Source organism: Roseixanthobacter psychrophilus (assembly GCF_043195195.1).
Taxonomy (GTDB): domain Bacteria; phylum Pseudomonadota; class Alphaproteobacteria; order Rhizobiales; family Xanthobacteraceae; genus NCEH01.
On sequence record NZ_JBAFWT010000006.1, the window covers coordinates 77,247 to 93,409 of the forward strand.

At 62.7% G+C, this 16,163-nt stretch carries 12 protein-coding genes and 2 tRNA genes; 9 read left to right on the top strand and 5 right to left on the bottom strand.

From position 1 onward, the window contains the following. Entirely contained in the window at nt 1-945 is a 945-nt protein-coding gene (locus V5F77_RS08415) for a glutaminase (RefSeq protein WP_429004900.1), read from the top strand. Nucleotides 946-1,004: 59 nt separating this feature from the next. On the opposite strand, the gene V5F77_RS08420 is transcribed toward V5F77_RS08415, so the two are convergent. From V5F77_RS08420 to V5F77_RS08435, 4 genes are all read right to left on the bottom strand, one after another. Then, nucleotides 1,005-1,796, bottom strand: a complete 792-nt coding sequence (locus V5F77_RS08420; RefSeq protein WP_429004901.1) for an SDR family NAD(P)-dependent oxidoreductase — start codon at nt 1,794-1,796, stop codon at nt 1,005-1,007. A gap of 223 nt (nt 1,797-2,019) precedes the next feature. After that, nucleotides 2,020-2,094, bottom strand: a tRNA-Asn gene (locus V5F77_RS08425). A gap of 131 nt (nt 2,095-2,225) precedes the next feature. Beyond that, nucleotides 2,226-4,055: an ABC transporter ATP-binding protein gene (locus tag V5F77_RS08430; RefSeq protein WP_429004902.1), complete on the bottom strand. Its 1,830-nt coding sequence runs from the start codon at nt 4,053-4,055 to the stop codon at nt 2,226-2,228. A gap of 120 nt (nt 4,056-4,175) precedes the next feature. Continuing rightward, a tRNA-Cys gene (locus V5F77_RS08435) sits at nt 4,176-4,249 on the bottom strand. 229 nt (nt 4,250-4,478) lie between these two features. Here V5F77_RS08435 and V5F77_RS08440 point away from each other — a divergent pair. From V5F77_RS08440 to V5F77_RS08465, 6 genes are all read left to right on the top strand, one after another. Further along, nucleotides 4,479-5,042 carry a hypothetical protein gene (locus V5F77_RS08440; protein ID WP_429004903.1) on the top strand — a complete coding sequence of 188 codons (564 nt, stop codon included), beginning with the start codon at nt 4,479-4,481 and terminating at the stop codon, nt 5,040-5,042. A gap of 162 nt (nt 5,043-5,204) precedes the next feature. Further along, a complete protein-coding gene (locus V5F77_RS08445; protein WP_429004904.1) occupies nt 5,205-5,876 on the top strand; it encodes a protein-L-isoaspartate O-methyltransferase family protein in 672 nt (223 codons plus the stop codon). 161 nt (nt 5,877-6,037) lie between these two features. Further along, entirely contained in the window at nt 6,038-7,432 is a 1,395-nt protein-coding gene (locus tag V5F77_RS08450) for a TolC family outer membrane protein (RefSeq protein ID WP_429004905.1), read from the top strand. A 614-nt stretch (nt 7,433-8,046) separates the two neighbouring features. After that, on the top strand, nt 8,047-8,436 hold the full coding sequence (locus tag V5F77_RS08455; RefSeq protein WP_429004906.1) for a PopZ family protein: 390 nt from the start codon (nt 8,047-8,049) through the stop codon (nt 8,434-8,436). A 125-nt stretch (nt 8,437-8,561) separates the two neighbouring features. Further along, complete coding sequence (locus tag V5F77_RS08460; protein WP_429004907.1) at nt 8,562-11,348, top strand: valine--tRNA ligase; 2,787 nt, start codon at nt 8,562-8,564, stop codon at nt 11,346-11,348. 459 nt (nt 11,349-11,807) lie between these two features. Next, nucleotides 11,808-12,614 carry a tetratricopeptide repeat protein gene (locus V5F77_RS08465; RefSeq protein ID WP_429005027.1) on the top strand — a complete coding sequence of 269 codons (807 nt, stop codon included), beginning with the start codon at nt 11,808-11,810 and terminating at the stop codon, nt 12,612-12,614. A gap of 23 nt (nt 12,615-12,637) precedes the next feature. Here V5F77_RS08465 and xth read toward each other — a convergent pair whose 3' ends face one another. After that, nucleotides 12,638-13,426 carry an exodeoxyribonuclease III gene (gene xth / locus V5F77_RS08470; RefSeq protein WP_429004908.1) on the bottom strand — a complete coding sequence of 263 codons (789 nt, stop codon included), beginning with the start codon at nt 13,424-13,426 and terminating at the stop codon, nt 12,638-12,640. 393 nt (nt 13,427-13,819) lie between these two features. Here xth and V5F77_RS08475 point away from each other — a divergent pair, with 393 nt between their 5' ends. Both V5F77_RS08475 and V5F77_RS08480 read left to right on the top strand, forming a co-directional pair. Beyond that, nucleotides 13,820-14,965 carry an MBOAT family O-acyltransferase gene (locus V5F77_RS08475; protein WP_429004909.1) on the top strand — a complete coding sequence of 382 codons (1,146 nt, stop codon included), beginning with the start codon at nt 13,820-13,822 and terminating at the stop codon, nt 14,963-14,965. A 3-nt stretch (nt 14,966-14,968) separates the two neighbouring features. Continuing rightward, on the top strand, nt 14,969-16,102 hold the full coding sequence (locus tag V5F77_RS08480) for an alginate O-acetyltransferase AlgX-related protein (protein ID WP_429004910.1): 1,134 nt from the start codon (nt 14,969-14,971) through the stop codon (nt 16,100-16,102). Nucleotides 16,103-16,163: the final 61 nt, after the last annotated feature.

The following is a 16,163-nucleotide window of genomic DNA, read 5'->3' on the forward strand; positions in this document are numbered from 1 at the left end:
GTGGTCGATTTCAAGCCGGACTTGAGACAGGTGGTGGCGGAGATCGCCACAGAGATGGCACGACAGGCCGAGCGTGGGACGGTGGCGAGCTATATTCCGGAGCTTGCGAAGGTGTCGCCCGATCAGTTCGCGATCGCCGTCACCACGGATGATGGGGAGGTGATCTGCGCGGGAGACGCTGAAACCCGCTTTTCCATCCAGAGCATTTCGAAAGTGTTCACCCTCACCCTCGCGTTGGGGCAATTGGGTGACAACCTGTGGAACAGGGTCGGGCGAGAACCCTCCGGCAACGCCTTCAATTCGATCGTCCAGCTCGAATATGAAAAGGGAAAGCCGCGCAATCCCTTCATCAATGCCGGCGCGATCGCCGTTACCGATGTGCTGCTCTCCGGCCATCAGCCGCGCGAGGCCCTCGGCTCCATTCTGCGCTTTATCCGCTTTATCGCTGATGACGAGGATATTGCGATCGACGAGAATGTGGCCCGCTCCGAGAAGCAGACCGGTTTTCTCAATACTGCGCTCGCCAATTACATGCGGGCCTTCAATGTGCTGGAACACCCCGTGGACCACGCGCTCGGGGTCTATTTCCACCATTGCGCCATCACCATGACCACACGCCAGTTGGCCATGGCCGGGCGCTATATCGCCTTCGGCGGGAAGATTCCAACCACCGGCCGGACGGTGGTGACCTCTGAGCGAGCCCGACGCATTGCTGCGCTGATGCTGACGTGTGGGCATTATGACGGCTCGGGCGACTTTGCCTTTCGTGTCGGCCTGCCGGGAAAGAGCGGCGTTGGCGGCGGTATTCTTGCCGTGGCGCCTGGGAAGGCATCGATCGCGGTTTGGTCGCCGGGGCTCGACCGCTTCGGTAATTCGGTCCTCGGATCGATTGCCCTAGAAAAGCTGGCGAAGGCGATGCGCTGGTCTGTCTTCGGCAGCGGCTGATCGGGCGGCAGCGAAGCGCACGACGCACTCGGTTGCGCGCCGCGGCCTGGCTTCGTGGATCAGGCGATCGTGTTGACCAGCCCGCCCTCGGCGCGCAGTGCAGCGCCATTTGTCGCCGACGAACGGGGACTTGCGAGATAGGCGACGAGATTGGCGATCTCCTCAGCCTCGATCATGCGCTGGATGATCGAAGCCGCCCGCGCCTTCGCGAAAAATTCCGCTTCGATTTCCTTGAGCGGCGCGCTTGGATCGCTGGCCTGGCTGCGGAGAAAGGCCTCGATGCCCTCGGAGCGTGTCGGGCCCGGCATGACCGTGTTCACGGTGACGTTGGTGCCGCGGGTCATCTGGGCCAGACCCCTTGAAACCGCGAGCTGGGCGGTTTTGGTCATCCCGTAGTGGATCATGTCGGTCGGGATCGCCAATCCCGATTCGCTGGCAATGAAAATGATTCGGCCGCGGTTGCGCTCGAGCATCCCGGGCAGGTAGGCGCGCGACAGGCGCACGCCGCTCATTACGTTCACTTCGAAGAGGCGGGTCCAGTCGGCGTCAGTAATCTCGCCAAATGCCTTACTCTCGTAGATGCCCAGATTATTGATCAGGATATCGACCGCAGGGATCGCCTGCGCGATCGTCGCCGCGCCCTCGGCAGTGGCGGCGTCCGCGAGCACGCCGATGACATCGCCGCCACCCGAGCCCTTGATGTCGGCGATCGCATCATCGAGCTTGGCTTGGTTGCGACCGGTGATCACGACACGCGCGTTCTCCCGGGCCAAGGTGCGCGCGATTTCAAGGCCGATTCCGGCCGTTCCGCCGGTGACGAGGCCGGTCTGCCCCTTAAGCTGCAAGTCCATGAAGCTGCCTTAAATTTCCAATTCGTGTCCTCGGCAACCTACCGCTTCTCCCAAGCACGCACCATTGCAGCCGCGCGACATGAGGATTGCGCATGCGCGCATAATGCAGCGCAGATCAAAGAACGGGCGGTCGCGATAGAGTTATTGGTCCGTCGGGCGCAGCAAAGAGGCCGGACGAAATGTGGAAACGCTCGCAGTATCAAGCCACTCCTGAGACAGGTGGTGGCTCCCCGGGCCGGATTCGAACCAGCGACCAACCGGTTAACAGCCGGTTGCTCTACCACTGAGCTACCGGGGAACAGGTGCTCACTTGCGAGGCCGGCGATATAGCAACCGTGTGCCGGCTTGTGAAGACATAAACCGAGAGAATTGCGCGGGACAAGCGAAAAGCCTGGGGGTATGTCCCCCAAGCCTTTGATTTTTAACGGCTCACGCCGAGAGAAGGGCAGGGGCCTCTGCGGCCTTGTCCTTGTGCTCGTTCTCGTGGGCGAATTGCATTTGGTAGAAGCTGAAATACCGGCCGCGCTTGGCCATCAGCTCCTCATGACGACCGCTCTCGACCACGCGCCCGCCGTCCACCACGCAAATCTTGTCGGCGCGCACGATGGTCTGGAGACGATGAGCGATGACGATGGTGGTCCGTCGGCTCTGAAGGGCCACCAGGGCCTTCTGAACCTCCGCCTCCGACTCGCTGTCCAGCGCTGCAGTGGCCTCGTCCAGAAGCAGGATGGGCGCATTCTTCAGGAAGGCGCGAGAGATCGCGATACGCTGGCGCTGGCCGCCGGAGAGCTGGGCGCCGTGCTCGCCGACCTGGGTATCGTACCCATGCTCGAAGCCCATGATGAAGTCGTGGGCATGGGCCGCCTTTGCCGCTTCGATGATTTCCTCATCGCTGGCATCGGGTCGCCCGAACCCGATGTTTTCCTTCACCGTCCCGGAGAACAGATAGACGTCCTGGCTGACCAGGGCAGAGGCCGCGCGCACAGATATGCGCTTGAACTTCGTCACATCGTGCCCGTCGATCGAAACGGTGCCGGTTGTGGGAGTGTAGAAGCGCTCGATCAGGCTGATAATAGTGCTTTTTCCACCGCCGGAGGTGCCCACAAGAGCGGTCGTCTGGCCGGGCTCGGCGGCGAGAGAAATGCTGCGCAGAACGGGTTCGCCGGGACGATAGGCGAATTCCACCTCGTTGAAATCCACTCGGCCGGGGCCGACGGGTAGAAGCGGCATGTCCGCCGGCTCCTGCTCGGCACCCGGCGTGTCGAGGATCTCGAACAGCATGTTCGTGCCCACCATCATCCCGGCCAGCTCAACTTGGAACCGGGAGAGCCGCTTGGCGGGTTCGTAGGCCAGCAAGAGAGCGGTGAGCACCGAGAAGAACTCGCCGGGGGTCTTGTTCAGCACCACGACGTTGTAGCCGGCATAAAGAATCACGCCGGCGATGGCGAAGCCGCCCAACGTCTCCATCAGCGGGCTCGACTTGGCCTGGGTCTTCATCAAATTGTTGGAGGCACGCTCCACGTCGTCCACGTAACTGTAGACGCGCCCCCGCATGATTGTTTCCAGCGTATAGGCCTTCACCGTCCGCACGCCCTGGATGAATTCCATGGCGGTGGTGTTGAGCTTGATGCCGCTCGCGAACTCGCGCTTGAAGATGTTCTTTGCCTTCTTCACCAGCTTGCGGGTGCCCATCACCGCGATCGGCATCACAACTAAGGCGACGATGGCGAGGAAGGGGTCCTGGATGATGGCGACCGAAACCAACGCGATCAGCGACAGAAAATCTCTGCCGATGGAGGTGATGACGAGGTTCAGCGCATCCCGCGCCGAATTTGCCCCGATGGAAAAGCGCATCGTGATGTCGGCTGTGTGCCGGGCGGCGTAATAGCTCACGTCCTGATTCAGCAGCCGATCAAAGATCCGCTTCTGATTGTCGGCGACGATTCGATTGCCAACCTTCGCCATGGTCACTGACTGGGCGTAGGCGGACACACCCTTGACGGTCGAAAGCAACATCATGGCAATCGCCACCGCCCACACCGCTTCGGCAGTGGGGGAGACGAAAATGGAATCAACGGCTGATTTCATCAGATAGGCCATGGCGCCAGTTGAAGCCGCCATAAGCCCCATGAAACTGAACGCCGTCGCGTAGCCCTTCCAGTGACGTCGGCCGTCGGAGATGAAAAGGCGATGGATGAGCCGCGAGGTCTCATCTTTTTGCATGTACGCGCCAAGGCGCTTCAGCGGCGAAAAGCTCATCTAAATCTCCGGGCACGAGCCGCGTGCCACGCCCATGCTTCGCCATCATAGCGGCGGTTCAATTTCGTGCATCCTGGCGAGACGGGCATCGCAAAAAGGGCATTGGGCCGCGCACGAAACTGGAGGCCACGCCCGGAATCGAACCGGGGTGCACGGATTTGCAGTCCGCTGCGTAACCACTCCGCCACGTGGCCTCGTAGCGGCGCTAACTAAAGCAGGAAGTCCCGGGGGGCAAGAGGGGCCTGTGGGAAGAGCCCCGGGCCAGGTGTCGTTCTGCGCCTCTCGAACCTCGAAATCGAGCCGGCACGGCGCTGGTGGGCGCGACAAGGAAGCTCAACCGTGGCGCTTGCGCAGGAGCTGACCTTCCGGCAAGCCACCCGCATTCCGTCTCGCGGAAGACGGAAACACCGGGAGACCAAGTCCATGCATATGCGCAAACTCCTCGCCGTCGGCGTGATGGCGCTGTTGCCGACCCTGTCCTTCGCAGCCGACCCGATTCTCACCGTGGCCTTTGTGGTCAAGACCACAGTCGCTGCCAAGGTGTCGGCGGTGGATGCCAAGACCCGAATGATCACTCTGATCGGAGCGGAGGGCAATTGGCTCGCCTTGAAGGCCGGCGATGAGATGCAGAATTTCCCGCAGATCAAGGTCGGAGACACGGTCGTCGCTGGCATGGAGCAGGCGACGGAGATCCAGATCGTGCATCCCAACGATGGAACGCCGGTACCGACCGACGTAAAGACGCTGGACACTGCACCTGCGGGCACACGTCCGGCGGCCGTCGTCACGGATCGACGGGAGATTGCCGCGACCGTAACCGCCGTCGCTCTCGACTCGCGTAGCGTTACCTTGAAGGGTCCGGCCGGCAACAGCGTCTCGATCCAGATCCCCGAGGGCAAGGACGAGTTCAAGAAGATCAAGGTTGGCGACCATGTGATCTTCCGCCAAGTCACGGTTGCCGGGATCGTCGACATCGCGGGAAAATGACCCGCGGCTGGCACGTGACGCACAGTTGAACGCCTGAAGATCAAGCGCGGCTGCCGGGACGGAAGCTCATGGTCGCCCGTCCCGGCGACTTGCAAAAGCGGCAGGTCTGTGGCTCTTGCGTGGAAGGATTAAAGCATCACGGCACCGCTCGGAGGGCCACAGATGATCGATTTCGCCGAACTGCGCCGCGGGATGGTGGACGGGCAGGTCCGTGCCAATGATGTGACCGATCCGCGGATCGTCGCGGCCATGCTTGAGATCCCACGCGAGCGTTTCGTGCCTGCGGCGCTCAGGTCGCTGGCCTACATCGACGACGACCTGGTGGTTCGCGCACCCAGCGTCGGTTCCCCCGCACGCTATCTCATGGAACCTATGGTGCTGGCGAAGCTGCTTCAGCTCGCCGATGTGCAGGCTGACGATCTGGTTCTCGATATTGCCATGGGCACGGGCTATTCCGCAGCCATTCTCGGCCGCCTCGCCGGGCAGGTAGTGGCGGTTGATGACGATGCGGAGTTGATCTCCGAATCAGCCGCGACTCTTGCCGATTTGTCCGTCACGAATGTCGCCGGCTTCCAGGGTTCCCTTACCGGCGGCTGGGCACCCGAGGCTCCTTACGACGTGATCTTCATCAATGGGTCGGTGGAGATCGTGCCCGAGGCGCTGTTCGCTCAGCTCAAGGAAGGCGGACGGCTGGTGACGGTGGTCGGCCGTGGCGGAGCAGGCCGGGCTGCGGTATTCACCAAGGTGAACGGCGCCATCAGCGAGCGGGTCGTCTTCAACGCCGCCGTGCCGCCCGTTGCAGGCTTTGAAGCCCCGCCGCGCTTCACTTTCTGAACAACCTGTGGCGCATCTGCCGCGGTAGGGCGGAAAAGCACTACCGCATCGAACCGGTCGGTTCCCTCCGACCGGACAGGGGGTTAAGGTCGGCTTAAGTTCCGCGCGTCATGTGCCGCACCTTGTCGTCGTGCGGCTTCGCGTTGGTCGGGGAGATATTCATGTCGCTTGCGACACAGGTTCGCCGACGCATCTATGTGCTGGCCGCAGCTTCCGCCCTCAGCGCGGGAGCATGGTCTGGCAGTGCGTCGGCTCAGAGTCTCGAAGCCGCGCTGGCGGCCGCCTACATCAATAATCCGACCTTGAATTCACAACGCGCAGGCACCAGGGCAGTCGACGAGAACGTGCCGCAGGCGCTGTCCGGCTATCGTCCCAACATTTCCGCCGGTGTCAGCGCCGGCAGCGAATACGCACGCTCCAAGTCAGCCGGCGTGAGCACCTCCGGCAGCCTCGTGCCGCGTTCCGCCAACCTGACCGTGACCCAGACGATCTTCAACGGCTTTCTCACTGCCAACACCACGCGCAACGCTGAATCGCAAGTGAAGGGCCAGCGCGAAGTACTGCGCAACACCGAACAGAGTGTGATGCTCAACGGCGTCACCGCGTTCATGGATGTGATCCAGGGCATCGCGCTCCTGGAACTGCAGCAGCAAAACCTTGCCGCCCTCAATCAGGAATTGCGCGCGACCCGTGATCGTTTCAACGTGGGCGAAGTGACCCGCACCGACGTCGCCCAGGCCGAGGCCCGGGTGGCCGGTGCGCAGTCTGAGCTGGCGCAGGCGATCGCGAATCTGTCGTCGTTCCGTGCGGTGTACCGTCAGGTGATCGGCGTCGAGCCGGGGAAACTGGTGCCTCCGTCGACCGCCGTCGAACGTCGCTTACCGGCAAAGCTCTCCGGCGTCCTCGGCGCCGGCCTGACACAAAACCCGGCAATCGTTGCGGCGCAGTTTGCTGTCGATGCCGCGAACTTCAAGGTTCGGATGGCGGAGGGGGGGCTTGCCCCGAACCTGAACGTGCAGGGACAGGTGCTCCAGTCCTACGATCAGAGCCAATCGGTCGACCAATCGTTCGGCGCCGCAGTCACGCTGAACCTGGCGGTGCCAATCTACCAGGGCGGTGCCGAATACTCTGCCGTTCGCCAGGCCAAGGAACTTCTGAGCCAGGCGCGGATCGAGGTCGATGTGAACCGCGATCTGGTGCGCACGCAGGGCGTTCAGTTCTGGGGCGCTCTCGAGGCCGCCAAAGCGCAGATCGAAGCCGCTCAGTCGCAGGTGGCCGCCAACACACTTGCCCTTGAAGGCGTGCGCGAGGAATGGCGGGTGGGCCAGCGCACCACCACCGACGTGCTGAATGCGCAGACCGACCTGACAAATTCGAAGTCGGCCCTGGTTCAGGCGCAGCGCGACCGGGTGGTCGCCGCCTATTCGCTCGTTTCGGTGATCGGAAAGCTGGACGCGGTCTCCCTCGGCCTCAAAGTGCCGGTATATGATCCCAAAGTGCACTATCAGCAGGTGCGTGACAGCTGGGTCGGACTGCGCACTCCTGACGGAAAATGACCTTCTTGCGCCGGCGGACTTGATCGCCGGCGCGCGCCGTGATGCCATATTGAAATATAGGTGCGATTCTGGCGTCCCTGATCAATCGTAGCGTCGCGCGCGGTTTGAAGGACGTCTTCGGCCGAGGTCGAGACATGTCCGCGAACCCCAAGCCGCAAGAACCCTCCATGGATGAGATCCTGGCCTCCATCCGCCGGATCATCTCCGACGATGACGCGCCATCCCGGCGTGAGGCTCCGCCTACCGCCAAGGATGTGCCTCCACGCCGGAGCCTGGGCGACGATACGCGCTTTGCGCCATCTGCCCGTCCCGAGCCGTCGCGCCGCAGCGATTCTGCTCCGCGACAAGAGGCCCAGGTTCGGGAGCCCCCGCGCCAACCGACGTCGCGCCAGGACGGGGGCCGCCCTGCCGCTCATGACGCCGATGGGTTCCGTCCGGCGTCGTCTCGGCAATCCGACCAAGAAGCTGCCGCAGCCCGCCAGACCCCGCCCCGTCCAACTCGCGATCCGTTCGCCGAGCCGGTTGCGCTTGGCCTGGACCGTTACGAAGACCCTGCTGCCGGGTGGGATGAAGTGGGCGGGTCGATAGGCATGCCCTACAGCGAGGACGAGGACATGGCTGATTATCCCGCCCCCGGTGACGTACCGCCGCGGGCACCGGTTTCCCAGCCGGCGACTCAGGCCCAGCCCACCAACTCCCGTGCCGACACCCACGAGCCGGCCGCTTGGCCCGCTGCTTCGCGCACACCTGATACGGCGTCTCGGCCGTTCGGGGATTCGCCCCGGCGCAAGGACCTGCTGTCGCCAGCCGTGGATGCGGCGGTTGCGGCCGCGTTCGAATCCCTGGGAGACATGGCGCTTCCGTCCCACGAGCGCACGGTCGAAGATCTCGTGAAGGAAATCCTGCGCCCGATGTTGAAGGAATGGCTGGACGCCAATCTGCCCGCCATCGTTGAGCGCCTGGTACGGGCCGAAATCGAGAGGGTCTCGCGCACCGCCCGCTGACGTCGTCCTATCATCTGAATCGCCCCCAGTACGGCGGCCCCGTTGACGACGGGGCCGCCGTACGGCTTTAAGGCGACGTCTAGAGAATTCGATGCCGGGCGCATGGTGCCCGTGGAGCTTTGCGCATGCTGGAAAAAGTGTTCGATCCCGCCGCCGTCGAGACGCGCATCTCCGCCGCCTGGGAAGAGGCGCAGGCGTTTCGATGCGGACGGCCCGAGCGCAAGGACGCCCCTGGCTTTTCCATCGTCATCCCGCCGCCGAACGTCACCGGTTCGCTCCACATGGGGCATGCGCTCAACAACACGCTTCAGGACGTGCTCGCGCGTTATGAACGCATGCGCGGCAAGGACGTGCTTTGGCAGCCGGGCATGGACCATGCCGGCATCGCGACGCAGATGGTGGTGGAGCGCCAGCTCACGCAGCGCCAAGAGCCGAGCCGCCGCGAGATGGGCCGCGCCGCCTTCATCGAACGGGTTTGGGCCTGGAAGGAAGAATCCGGCGGCACCATCGTTAACCAGCTAAAGCGCCTCGGTGCCTCCTGCGACTGGTCGCGCGAGCGCTTCACCATGGACGAGGGACTCTCGCGCGCAGTGCTCAAGGTGTTCGTCGAACTCCACCGCGCCGGGCTAATCTACAAGGACAAGCGCCTGGTCAATTGGGACCCGAAGCTCGTCACGGCCATCTCCGACCTGGAAGTCCAGCCGATCGAGATGAAGGGCAACCTCTGGCACCTGCGCTACCCCGTGGAAGGGGAGGACGAACGTTTCATCGTGGTTGCCACCACCCGTCCCGAAACCATGTTGGGCGATACCGCGGTCGCGGTGCACTCGGAAGACGAGCGCTATGCCGACCTGGTCGGCAAGTTCGTGATCCTGCCCTTGGTCGGCCGGCGTATTCCCATCGTCGCCGATGAATATTCCGATCCGGAGAAGGGTTCGGGCGCGGTGAAGATCACCCCGGCGCACGATTTCAACGATTTCGAGGTGGGCCGCCGGCATCATCTCCCAATGATCAACATCCTCGATGCCGAAGCGCGCATAGACGTTACGGGCATCCAGGACGATTTCGCAGCCCGGCGCGACGCCTATGTGGACGATCCAGATTTCGGCGGCGTGCTGACTCTGCTGAACGGCACGGACCGCTTCGTGGCGCGCAAGCAGATCGTCGAGCTGCTGACCAACCTTGAGCTGCTGGAGAAGGTCGAGCCGCATCCCCATGTCGTGCCCCATGGCGACCGCTCGGGCGTGGTCATCGAGCCGTGGCTGACCGACCAATGGTATGTTGACGCGCATACCCTGGCCCAGCCAGCGCTCGCCGCGGTGCGCGAGGGCAAGACCACCTTCGTGCCGAAGAATTGGGAAAAGACCTATTTCGAGTGGCTGGAGAACATTCAGCCCTGGTGTGTCTCCCGCCAGCTGTGGTGGGGCCACCAGATTCCGGCGTGGTACGATCCGTTCGGGAACGTGTTCGTCGAACTGGACGAAGATCAGGCTTTCGAGGCCGCGCTTGCCAAGAATGTGGCCGCTGAAAACCTGACGCCGGAAGAGGCCCAGGCGCTGATCGACGACGAGGAGAAGCGCGCCGCCTTCCTCACCCGCGACGAGGACGTGCTCGACACCTGGTTCTCCTCGGCACTGTGGCCCTTCTCCACCATGGGGTGGCCGGACGAGACGCCGGAACTGGCAAAATTCTATCCGACCTCGGTCCTGGTCACCGGCTTCGACATCATCTTCTTCTGGGTCGCCCGGATGATGATGATGGGCCTCCATTTCATGCCCGACGTGCCGTTCAAGGACGTCTATATCCACGCCCTCGTCCGGGACGAGAAGGGGGCGAAGATGTCGAAGTCCAAGGGCAACGTCATCGACCCTCTCGACCTCATCAACCAATATGGCGCTGACGCGCTGCGGTTCACGCTCGCGGCGATGGCAGCGCAAGGCCGGGACATCAAGCTCGCCACTTCGCGCGTCGAAGGTTACCGCAATTTCGCGACCAAGCTCTGGAATGCGGTGCGTTTCGCCCAGATGAACGGGTGCGAGCGGGTGGAAGGTTTCAACCCCTCGGAGGTGGAAGGCACGCTCAACCGCTGGATCATCGGTGAAGCCGCTCGCACCACGGCGGACCTGAACGCGGCGCTGGCCGCCTATCGCTTCAACGACGCGGCGGGCGCGGTCTATCGCTTCATCTGGAACGTGTTCTGCGACTGGCATCTGGAGCTTGCAAAACCCGTTCTGGCTGGTCCCGATAGCCCGGCGAAAGCGGAAACGCGTGCCACCACAGCCTTCGTGCTGGACGTGGCTTTGAAGCTTCTGCACCCGTTCATGCCTTTCCTCACCGAGGAATTGTGGGCTCGCACCGGCGAGCAAGGGCCAACGCGCAAGGGCCTGCTGGCGCTTGCCCCCTGGCCGGAACTGTCGGGTCTGGAAGCCCTAGACGCCGAGGCGGAGGTCGGCTGGGTGGTCGACCTGATCACCGAGGTGCGCTCCGTTCGAGCCGAGATGAACGTGCCGGCTGGCAGCCAGATTCCACTGGTTCTGGTGGATGCGTCCGCGGCCACGCAATTGCGCGCGGCGGTGTGGGACGACGCCATCCGCCGGCTGGCGCGCCTCTCCGACATCACGCTCGCCGAGCAGATGCCGGGCGAGTCCGTGCAGATGGTGGTGCGCGGGGAGGTGGCAGCCTTGCCGCTTGTCGGCATCGTCGACCTCGCCGAGGAGCTCATCCGCCTGCGTAAGGAGGAAGGCAAGCTCGACCAGGAAGTGGCGCGCATCGACGGCAAGCTGTCCAATGCCTCCTTCGTGGCCCGCGCACCCGAAGAAGTGGTCGAGGCCGAGCGCGAGAAACGCGAGGAATATCTCGCCCGGAAGGAAAAGGTGCTCTCCGCCATCGCGCAATTATCCCGCACCGCTTGAGCGTATCCGGCTCGACACAGTCGGGCCGGGCATGTGTGACAGGCGGGCAACACACGGAAGCATTCAGACTCATCTGGCGACACACGGCGCATTGCGCCGTGAAGCCGCCACAAAACGGCGTGTAATCGGAAGCCTGAACGCGTCGGGTTCGAGTTGCCAGGAAAGTGTTTCCGGCTGCCGCGTCGAGGGTGATCCGGGATGATAGGGCATAAGGCCGGACACGGTCTGTCGATTGCGGCAGCAGAGCGGGGACGCCCAGGAGAATCCTCGGCTTGGCCTTGGCTCGGCCCCGATCTCGCCCCCACCCCATGGCACCTTCCCTCCATCATGGTTAGCAAAAGCCGCTCTCTATTGAAGCGCCGTGCGTCCGATACCGGGCGTGGCCTTGGTGTGCGCCGGATCGCGGCAAAGGGCCCCCGTCGGGAGACTTTCGCGGCGGCGCTGCTGCTATGCGGGGTGCTGGCGACGCCCGCACTCGCATTCGACGGCAATGCGCAGTCGGATCACACCGTCCCCGAGCAATTGACACCTCCGGCCAATGTTCCCGGAAGCCCCGGCGTTCGCCCGGTTGACGAGGCGTTTCGGTCCGGAGCCCAGGCCCTGCGCCTCGGGCAAACCGCCAAGGGCGTGGACGCGCTGCGCTATGCTGCTGAGCAGGGGCATCCCGCCGCCCAATGGAAGCTCGGCCGCATGTATGCCGACGGGGACGGCGTGAAGCGCGACGACATCAAGGCCTTTGAATACTTCAGCCGGGTCGCCAACAGCCACGCCGAGGATTACCCAGGCACAGCCCAGGCTCGCTTTGTCGCGAGCGCGTTCGTAGCGCTCGGTTCCTACTATCTGCAGGGCATTCCCAATTCAGCCGTGCGGCGCGACCCGACGCGCGCCCGGGACATGTATTCCTACGCCGCCTCCTATTTCGGGGATTCGGAAGCGCAGTTTCGCCTGGGCAAGATGTACCTGGACGGTGTCGGCGCGCCGCGTGACCCTCGACAGGCGGCCCGCTGGCTCATTCTGTCGTCGCAAAAGGGCCAGTATGAAGCTCAGGCCTTACTCGGTAATATGCTGTTTCGAGGCGATGACGGCATCAACCGACAGGGCGCGCGCGGTCTCATGTGGCTGACCCTGGCTCGCGATGGAGCCGCCGGGCCGCAGGATAAATGGGTAGTCGAGCTTTACGAGGACGCCTTCTCCGAGGCCACCCCCGAGGAGCGGGCTCAGGCGCTCCAATACCTCGAACAATGGCTGAAAACCGCGCAGCGCTGAGAGCGCACAACGGTCCCTCGTGCCTATGCCGCGATCTTGAGGTCGACCCACACTGGGACATGATCGGACGGCTTTTCCCAGGCGCGCACGTGTTTGTCGATGCCTGCGGCAATCAACTTGTCGGCGGCCTGCGGTGACAGCAGCAGATGGTCGATGCGAATTCCAAGATCGCGCTGGAAAGCGCCAGCCTGATAATCCCAGAAGCTATAGAGCTTGGGAGATTGTGATGTCGCGCGGACCGCATCGACCAGCCCCAGATTGACCAGGGCGCGAAACGCCTCCCGCGTCGGCGGCAGGAACAACGCATCATTCACCCACGCCGCCGGGTCCGCGGCATCCTCAGTGGTGGGGATCACATTGAAATCGCCGCACAGGAGCAGAGGCTCCTCCAGCGTCAGGCGCGCCGCCGCAAAATCGTGCAGGCGCGCCATGAAGTTGAGCTTGTAGGGATATTTTTCCGTGTTGGTCGGATTGCCGTTGGGCAAATAGATGCAGCACACGCGAACCGCGCCGCTCCTGGTTGAGACCACCGCCTCGATGAAGCGGGCCTGAACATCGTCATCATTGCCGGCAAGGCCGTGGGTGACGTCCTCCAAAGGCAGCTTGGACAGGACGGCAACGCCGTTGAATGTCTTCTGCCCATGCACAGTGACGTTATATCCGAGCGCCTCGAACGGCTCGCGGGGAAAGGCCTCGGTCTGGCACTTAATCTCCTGCAGGCAGACCACGTCCGGCTGCGCCTCTGTCAGCCACCGCACGGCATGGTCCAGACGCTGGCGGATGGAATTCACGTTCCAGGTGGCGATACGCATCGGTCACACTCCCGAGAGAAAGTGCAGGATAGTGCAGAGATGCCGCGACGCAAACCAGGATTGAGGCTTGCCTGACAGGCGAAAGGATGCCATCTCGAACTCCTTCCTCGCGACCCTGCTGGCCCGGATCGTATGACCTTCGCATCCATTCAGTTTTTATTCTATTTTCTGCCGCTTTTCCTGCTGCTGTATTTTTCGGCGAAGCAGATAAAGACGAAGAATTTTATCTTTGTAGTCTTCTCTCTTATTTTCTATTCGGTCGGATACACACCGCATCTGCTGTTGCTTCTTTTTTCGATCGTCGTCAATTATTACGTCGCCCTTGCAGTCGACAAAAATGAAGGGCAAAGACGCAAGCGCCTCCTCATTTTGGGCGTGGTTTTTAACGTCCTGATGCTTGGATTTTTCAAGTACACCGGATTTCTTATCGATAATCTTGATTTCCTGCTGCACCCGCTCGGGATCTATCTTGTCAATCCAAACATATCCCTCCCGCTGGGTATTTCGTTTTATTCCTTTCACGCCATTTCCTATATTGCCGATATCTACAAGGGGCGCGTACGTGCCAACCGCAACCCTTGGGAATTCGTCCTCTACATGACCATGTTCCCGCAGCTCGTGGCGGGCCCGATCGTGCGCTACTCCCTGGTGGCGCACCAATTGTCGGACCGGCGCACCACCTGGGGGCGTTTCTCCGCAGGTGCGCGGCTGTTCGCGCTCGGCCTCGCCTGGAAGGTGCTGATCGCCGACGAGGTCGCCCGAATGGTGGATGCCGTGTTCGACGGCACCTCCAATCCGACGCTGCTGGAAGCCTGGACCGGGGTCTATGCCTACGCGATCCAGATCTATTTCGACTTCGGCGGCTATTCCGCCATGGCGGTCGGGCTGGGCGTGATGGTGGGCTTCACCCTGCCGCGCAACTTCCGCATCCCCTACGCCTCGCTCAGCATCACAGAGTTCTGGCGCCGCTGGCACATGAGCCTGTCGTCCTGGCTGCGGGATTACGTCTACATCACGCTGGGCGGCAACCGGCGCGGCGTCGCACGCACCTATGCGAACCTGTGGGCCGTGTTCTTGCTTTGCGGCTTGTGGCACGGAGCGAGTTGGAACTTCGTCATCTGGGGCGCCCATCATGGCGCATTCCTGGTGATCGAGCGGGCCGGGCTCGGTAAGCTACTGAAGCGCATGCCAGCGGGGTTCGCGCATCTCTATACCCTGCTCGCCGTGTTCCTGGGATGGGTCTGGTTCCGCGCCGAGACCTTCGATGGCGCCATCGCCATGTTCAAGGGCCTTTTCGGCTTCAATGGCGTGGGCGGATATAGCGTGGCGTTCGGCTTCGGCCTTTATCCGCTGTCCATCGCCGCGTTGGTCGTCGGGGGAATCATAGGTCTGTGGAAGTGGCCCCGCATCCGCTGGTCGCCCGCAATGAAGCCGCTTCTTGCGGTCGGCGATTATGTGATGATCGCGGTGCTGATGCTTTTCAGCGTGGTGTGGATCGGCGGCGGCATGGGCACGCCCTTCCTCTATTATCGGTTCTGAGGCATGCCGCTGCTGGTCTCCTATCGCCGCCATCTGGGTGCCCTCGTGATGGGCATCCTGACGCTGCTGCTGCTGAGCAATCTCATTCCCGATCCGCTGGGCTTCCACACGTGGCGCGGCCTGCCGCGGGAAGGGGCGGGGTTCTTCGAGCGCTTCCACGGCAATCTGCGCAGCTTCGGCTTTTACCTCCAGGACAATTTCGGCTTTCGCGCCTCCATGCCGGTGGTCCGCCGCACCGTGCGTGATTTCGCGTATTCGCCCGACACGACCACGCTCTATATCGGCCCGAACGGACAGATGTTCTGGTCCGGCGAGCGCGCCCCGGAACAGACGGCGGGCCAGTTGTATCGCGTGCCGGCGGTCGAGCGCTTCGTCGCCCTCATGAAGGCAATGCAGGACCGCCTGCCGCACACCAAGCTCGTGGTGGCCATCCCGCCCAACGCCCAGACGGTCGACGTGCAGGACCTGCCGACCTGGTACCAATATGTGCGTCCGCGCCCCACGGAATATTCGCTCATGCTGGCGGATCTCCGGAAAGACGGAATCACCGCGGTCGATCTGCGCGAAGTGTTGAAAACATCGCCGGAAAGCCGCCGATATTTACCGAACGATACGCATTGGACGCATCTCAGCGCCGCGATCGCCTTCAACGCGACCATGGTTGCCGCAGGTCATCCCGATTGGCAGGTGGACCTCAAGAAAGCGGTCGGACCGATGGAGCCGATCCCGCAGGGAGATCTTGCGCGTCTCCTGCGGATCAAGACTCCGCTGGCGAATGAAAACCAGCGTCTCAATTTCGATCCAGCCTGGGTGAAGCAGCCGCACCCGGCGCTGCGGCTGAAAACCGAATCGCGCCAGTTCACGCCTTATTTCATTCATTTCAGGGAAAAAGGTCCGCGCGTACTGATCGTGGGCGATTCCTACACAGCCACGCAATGGCCGGGCCTGTTTGGCTTCACGCCGGTCGCCGAAGCGGGATGGATGCATTTCAGCCGCTTTTCCAGCGGCGCCTGCGATTTCGACTTCGCCGATATCCGCGACTTCAACCCTGACGTGCTGGTCATCGCCCGTACCGAGCGGCTGTTTCCCTGCCTTAAGAACAAATGGCCCGACAATCTCCCGCGACCACCGGATTGATGTCGTCCAGGCGCGGAAACACTGTTTGCATTCGGAAACAAGAGGAATGTTGATCTTTTGG

Excerpts from the sequence above, each read along its gene's own strand:
- V5F77_RS08420 (WP_429004901.1), bottom strand. The coding sequence starts at position 1,796 with ATGGACTTGCAGCTTAAGGGGCAGACCGGCCTCGTCACCGGCGGAACG.
- V5F77_RS08445 (WP_429004904.1), top strand. The coding sequence starts at position 5,205 with ATGATCGATTTCGCCGAACTGCGCCGCGGGATGGTGGACGGGCAGGTC.
- V5F77_RS08450 (WP_429004905.1), top strand. The coding sequence starts at position 6,038 with ATGTCGCTTGCGACACAGGTTCGCCGACGCATCTATGTGCTGGCCGCA.
- V5F77_RS08430 (WP_429004902.1), bottom strand. The coding sequence starts at position 4,055 with ATGAGCTTTTCGCCGCTGAAGCGCCTTGGCGCGTACATGCAAAAAGAT.
- V5F77_RS08455 (WP_429004906.1), top strand. The coding sequence starts at position 8,047 with ATGGCTGATTATCCCGCCCCCGGTGACGTACCGCCGCGGGCACCGGTT.
- xth (WP_429004908.1), bottom strand. The coding sequence starts at position 13,426 with ATGCGTATCGCCACCTGGAACGTGAATTCCATCCGCCAGCGTCTGGAC.
- V5F77_RS08480 (WP_429004910.1), top strand. The coding sequence starts at position 14,969 with ATGCCGCTGCTGGTCTCCTATCGCCGCCATCTGGGTGCCCTCGTGATG.
- V5F77_RS08475 (WP_429004909.1), top strand. The coding sequence starts at position 13,820 with ATGCTTGGATTTTTCAAGTACACCGGATTTCTTATCGATAATCTTGAT.
- V5F77_RS08440 (WP_429004903.1), top strand. The coding sequence starts at position 4,479 with ATGCATATGCGCAAACTCCTCGCCGTCGGCGTGATGGCGCTGTTGCCG.
- V5F77_RS08460 (WP_429004907.1), top strand. The coding sequence starts at position 8,562 with ATGCTGGAAAAAGTGTTCGATCCCGCCGCCGTCGAGACGCGCATCTCC.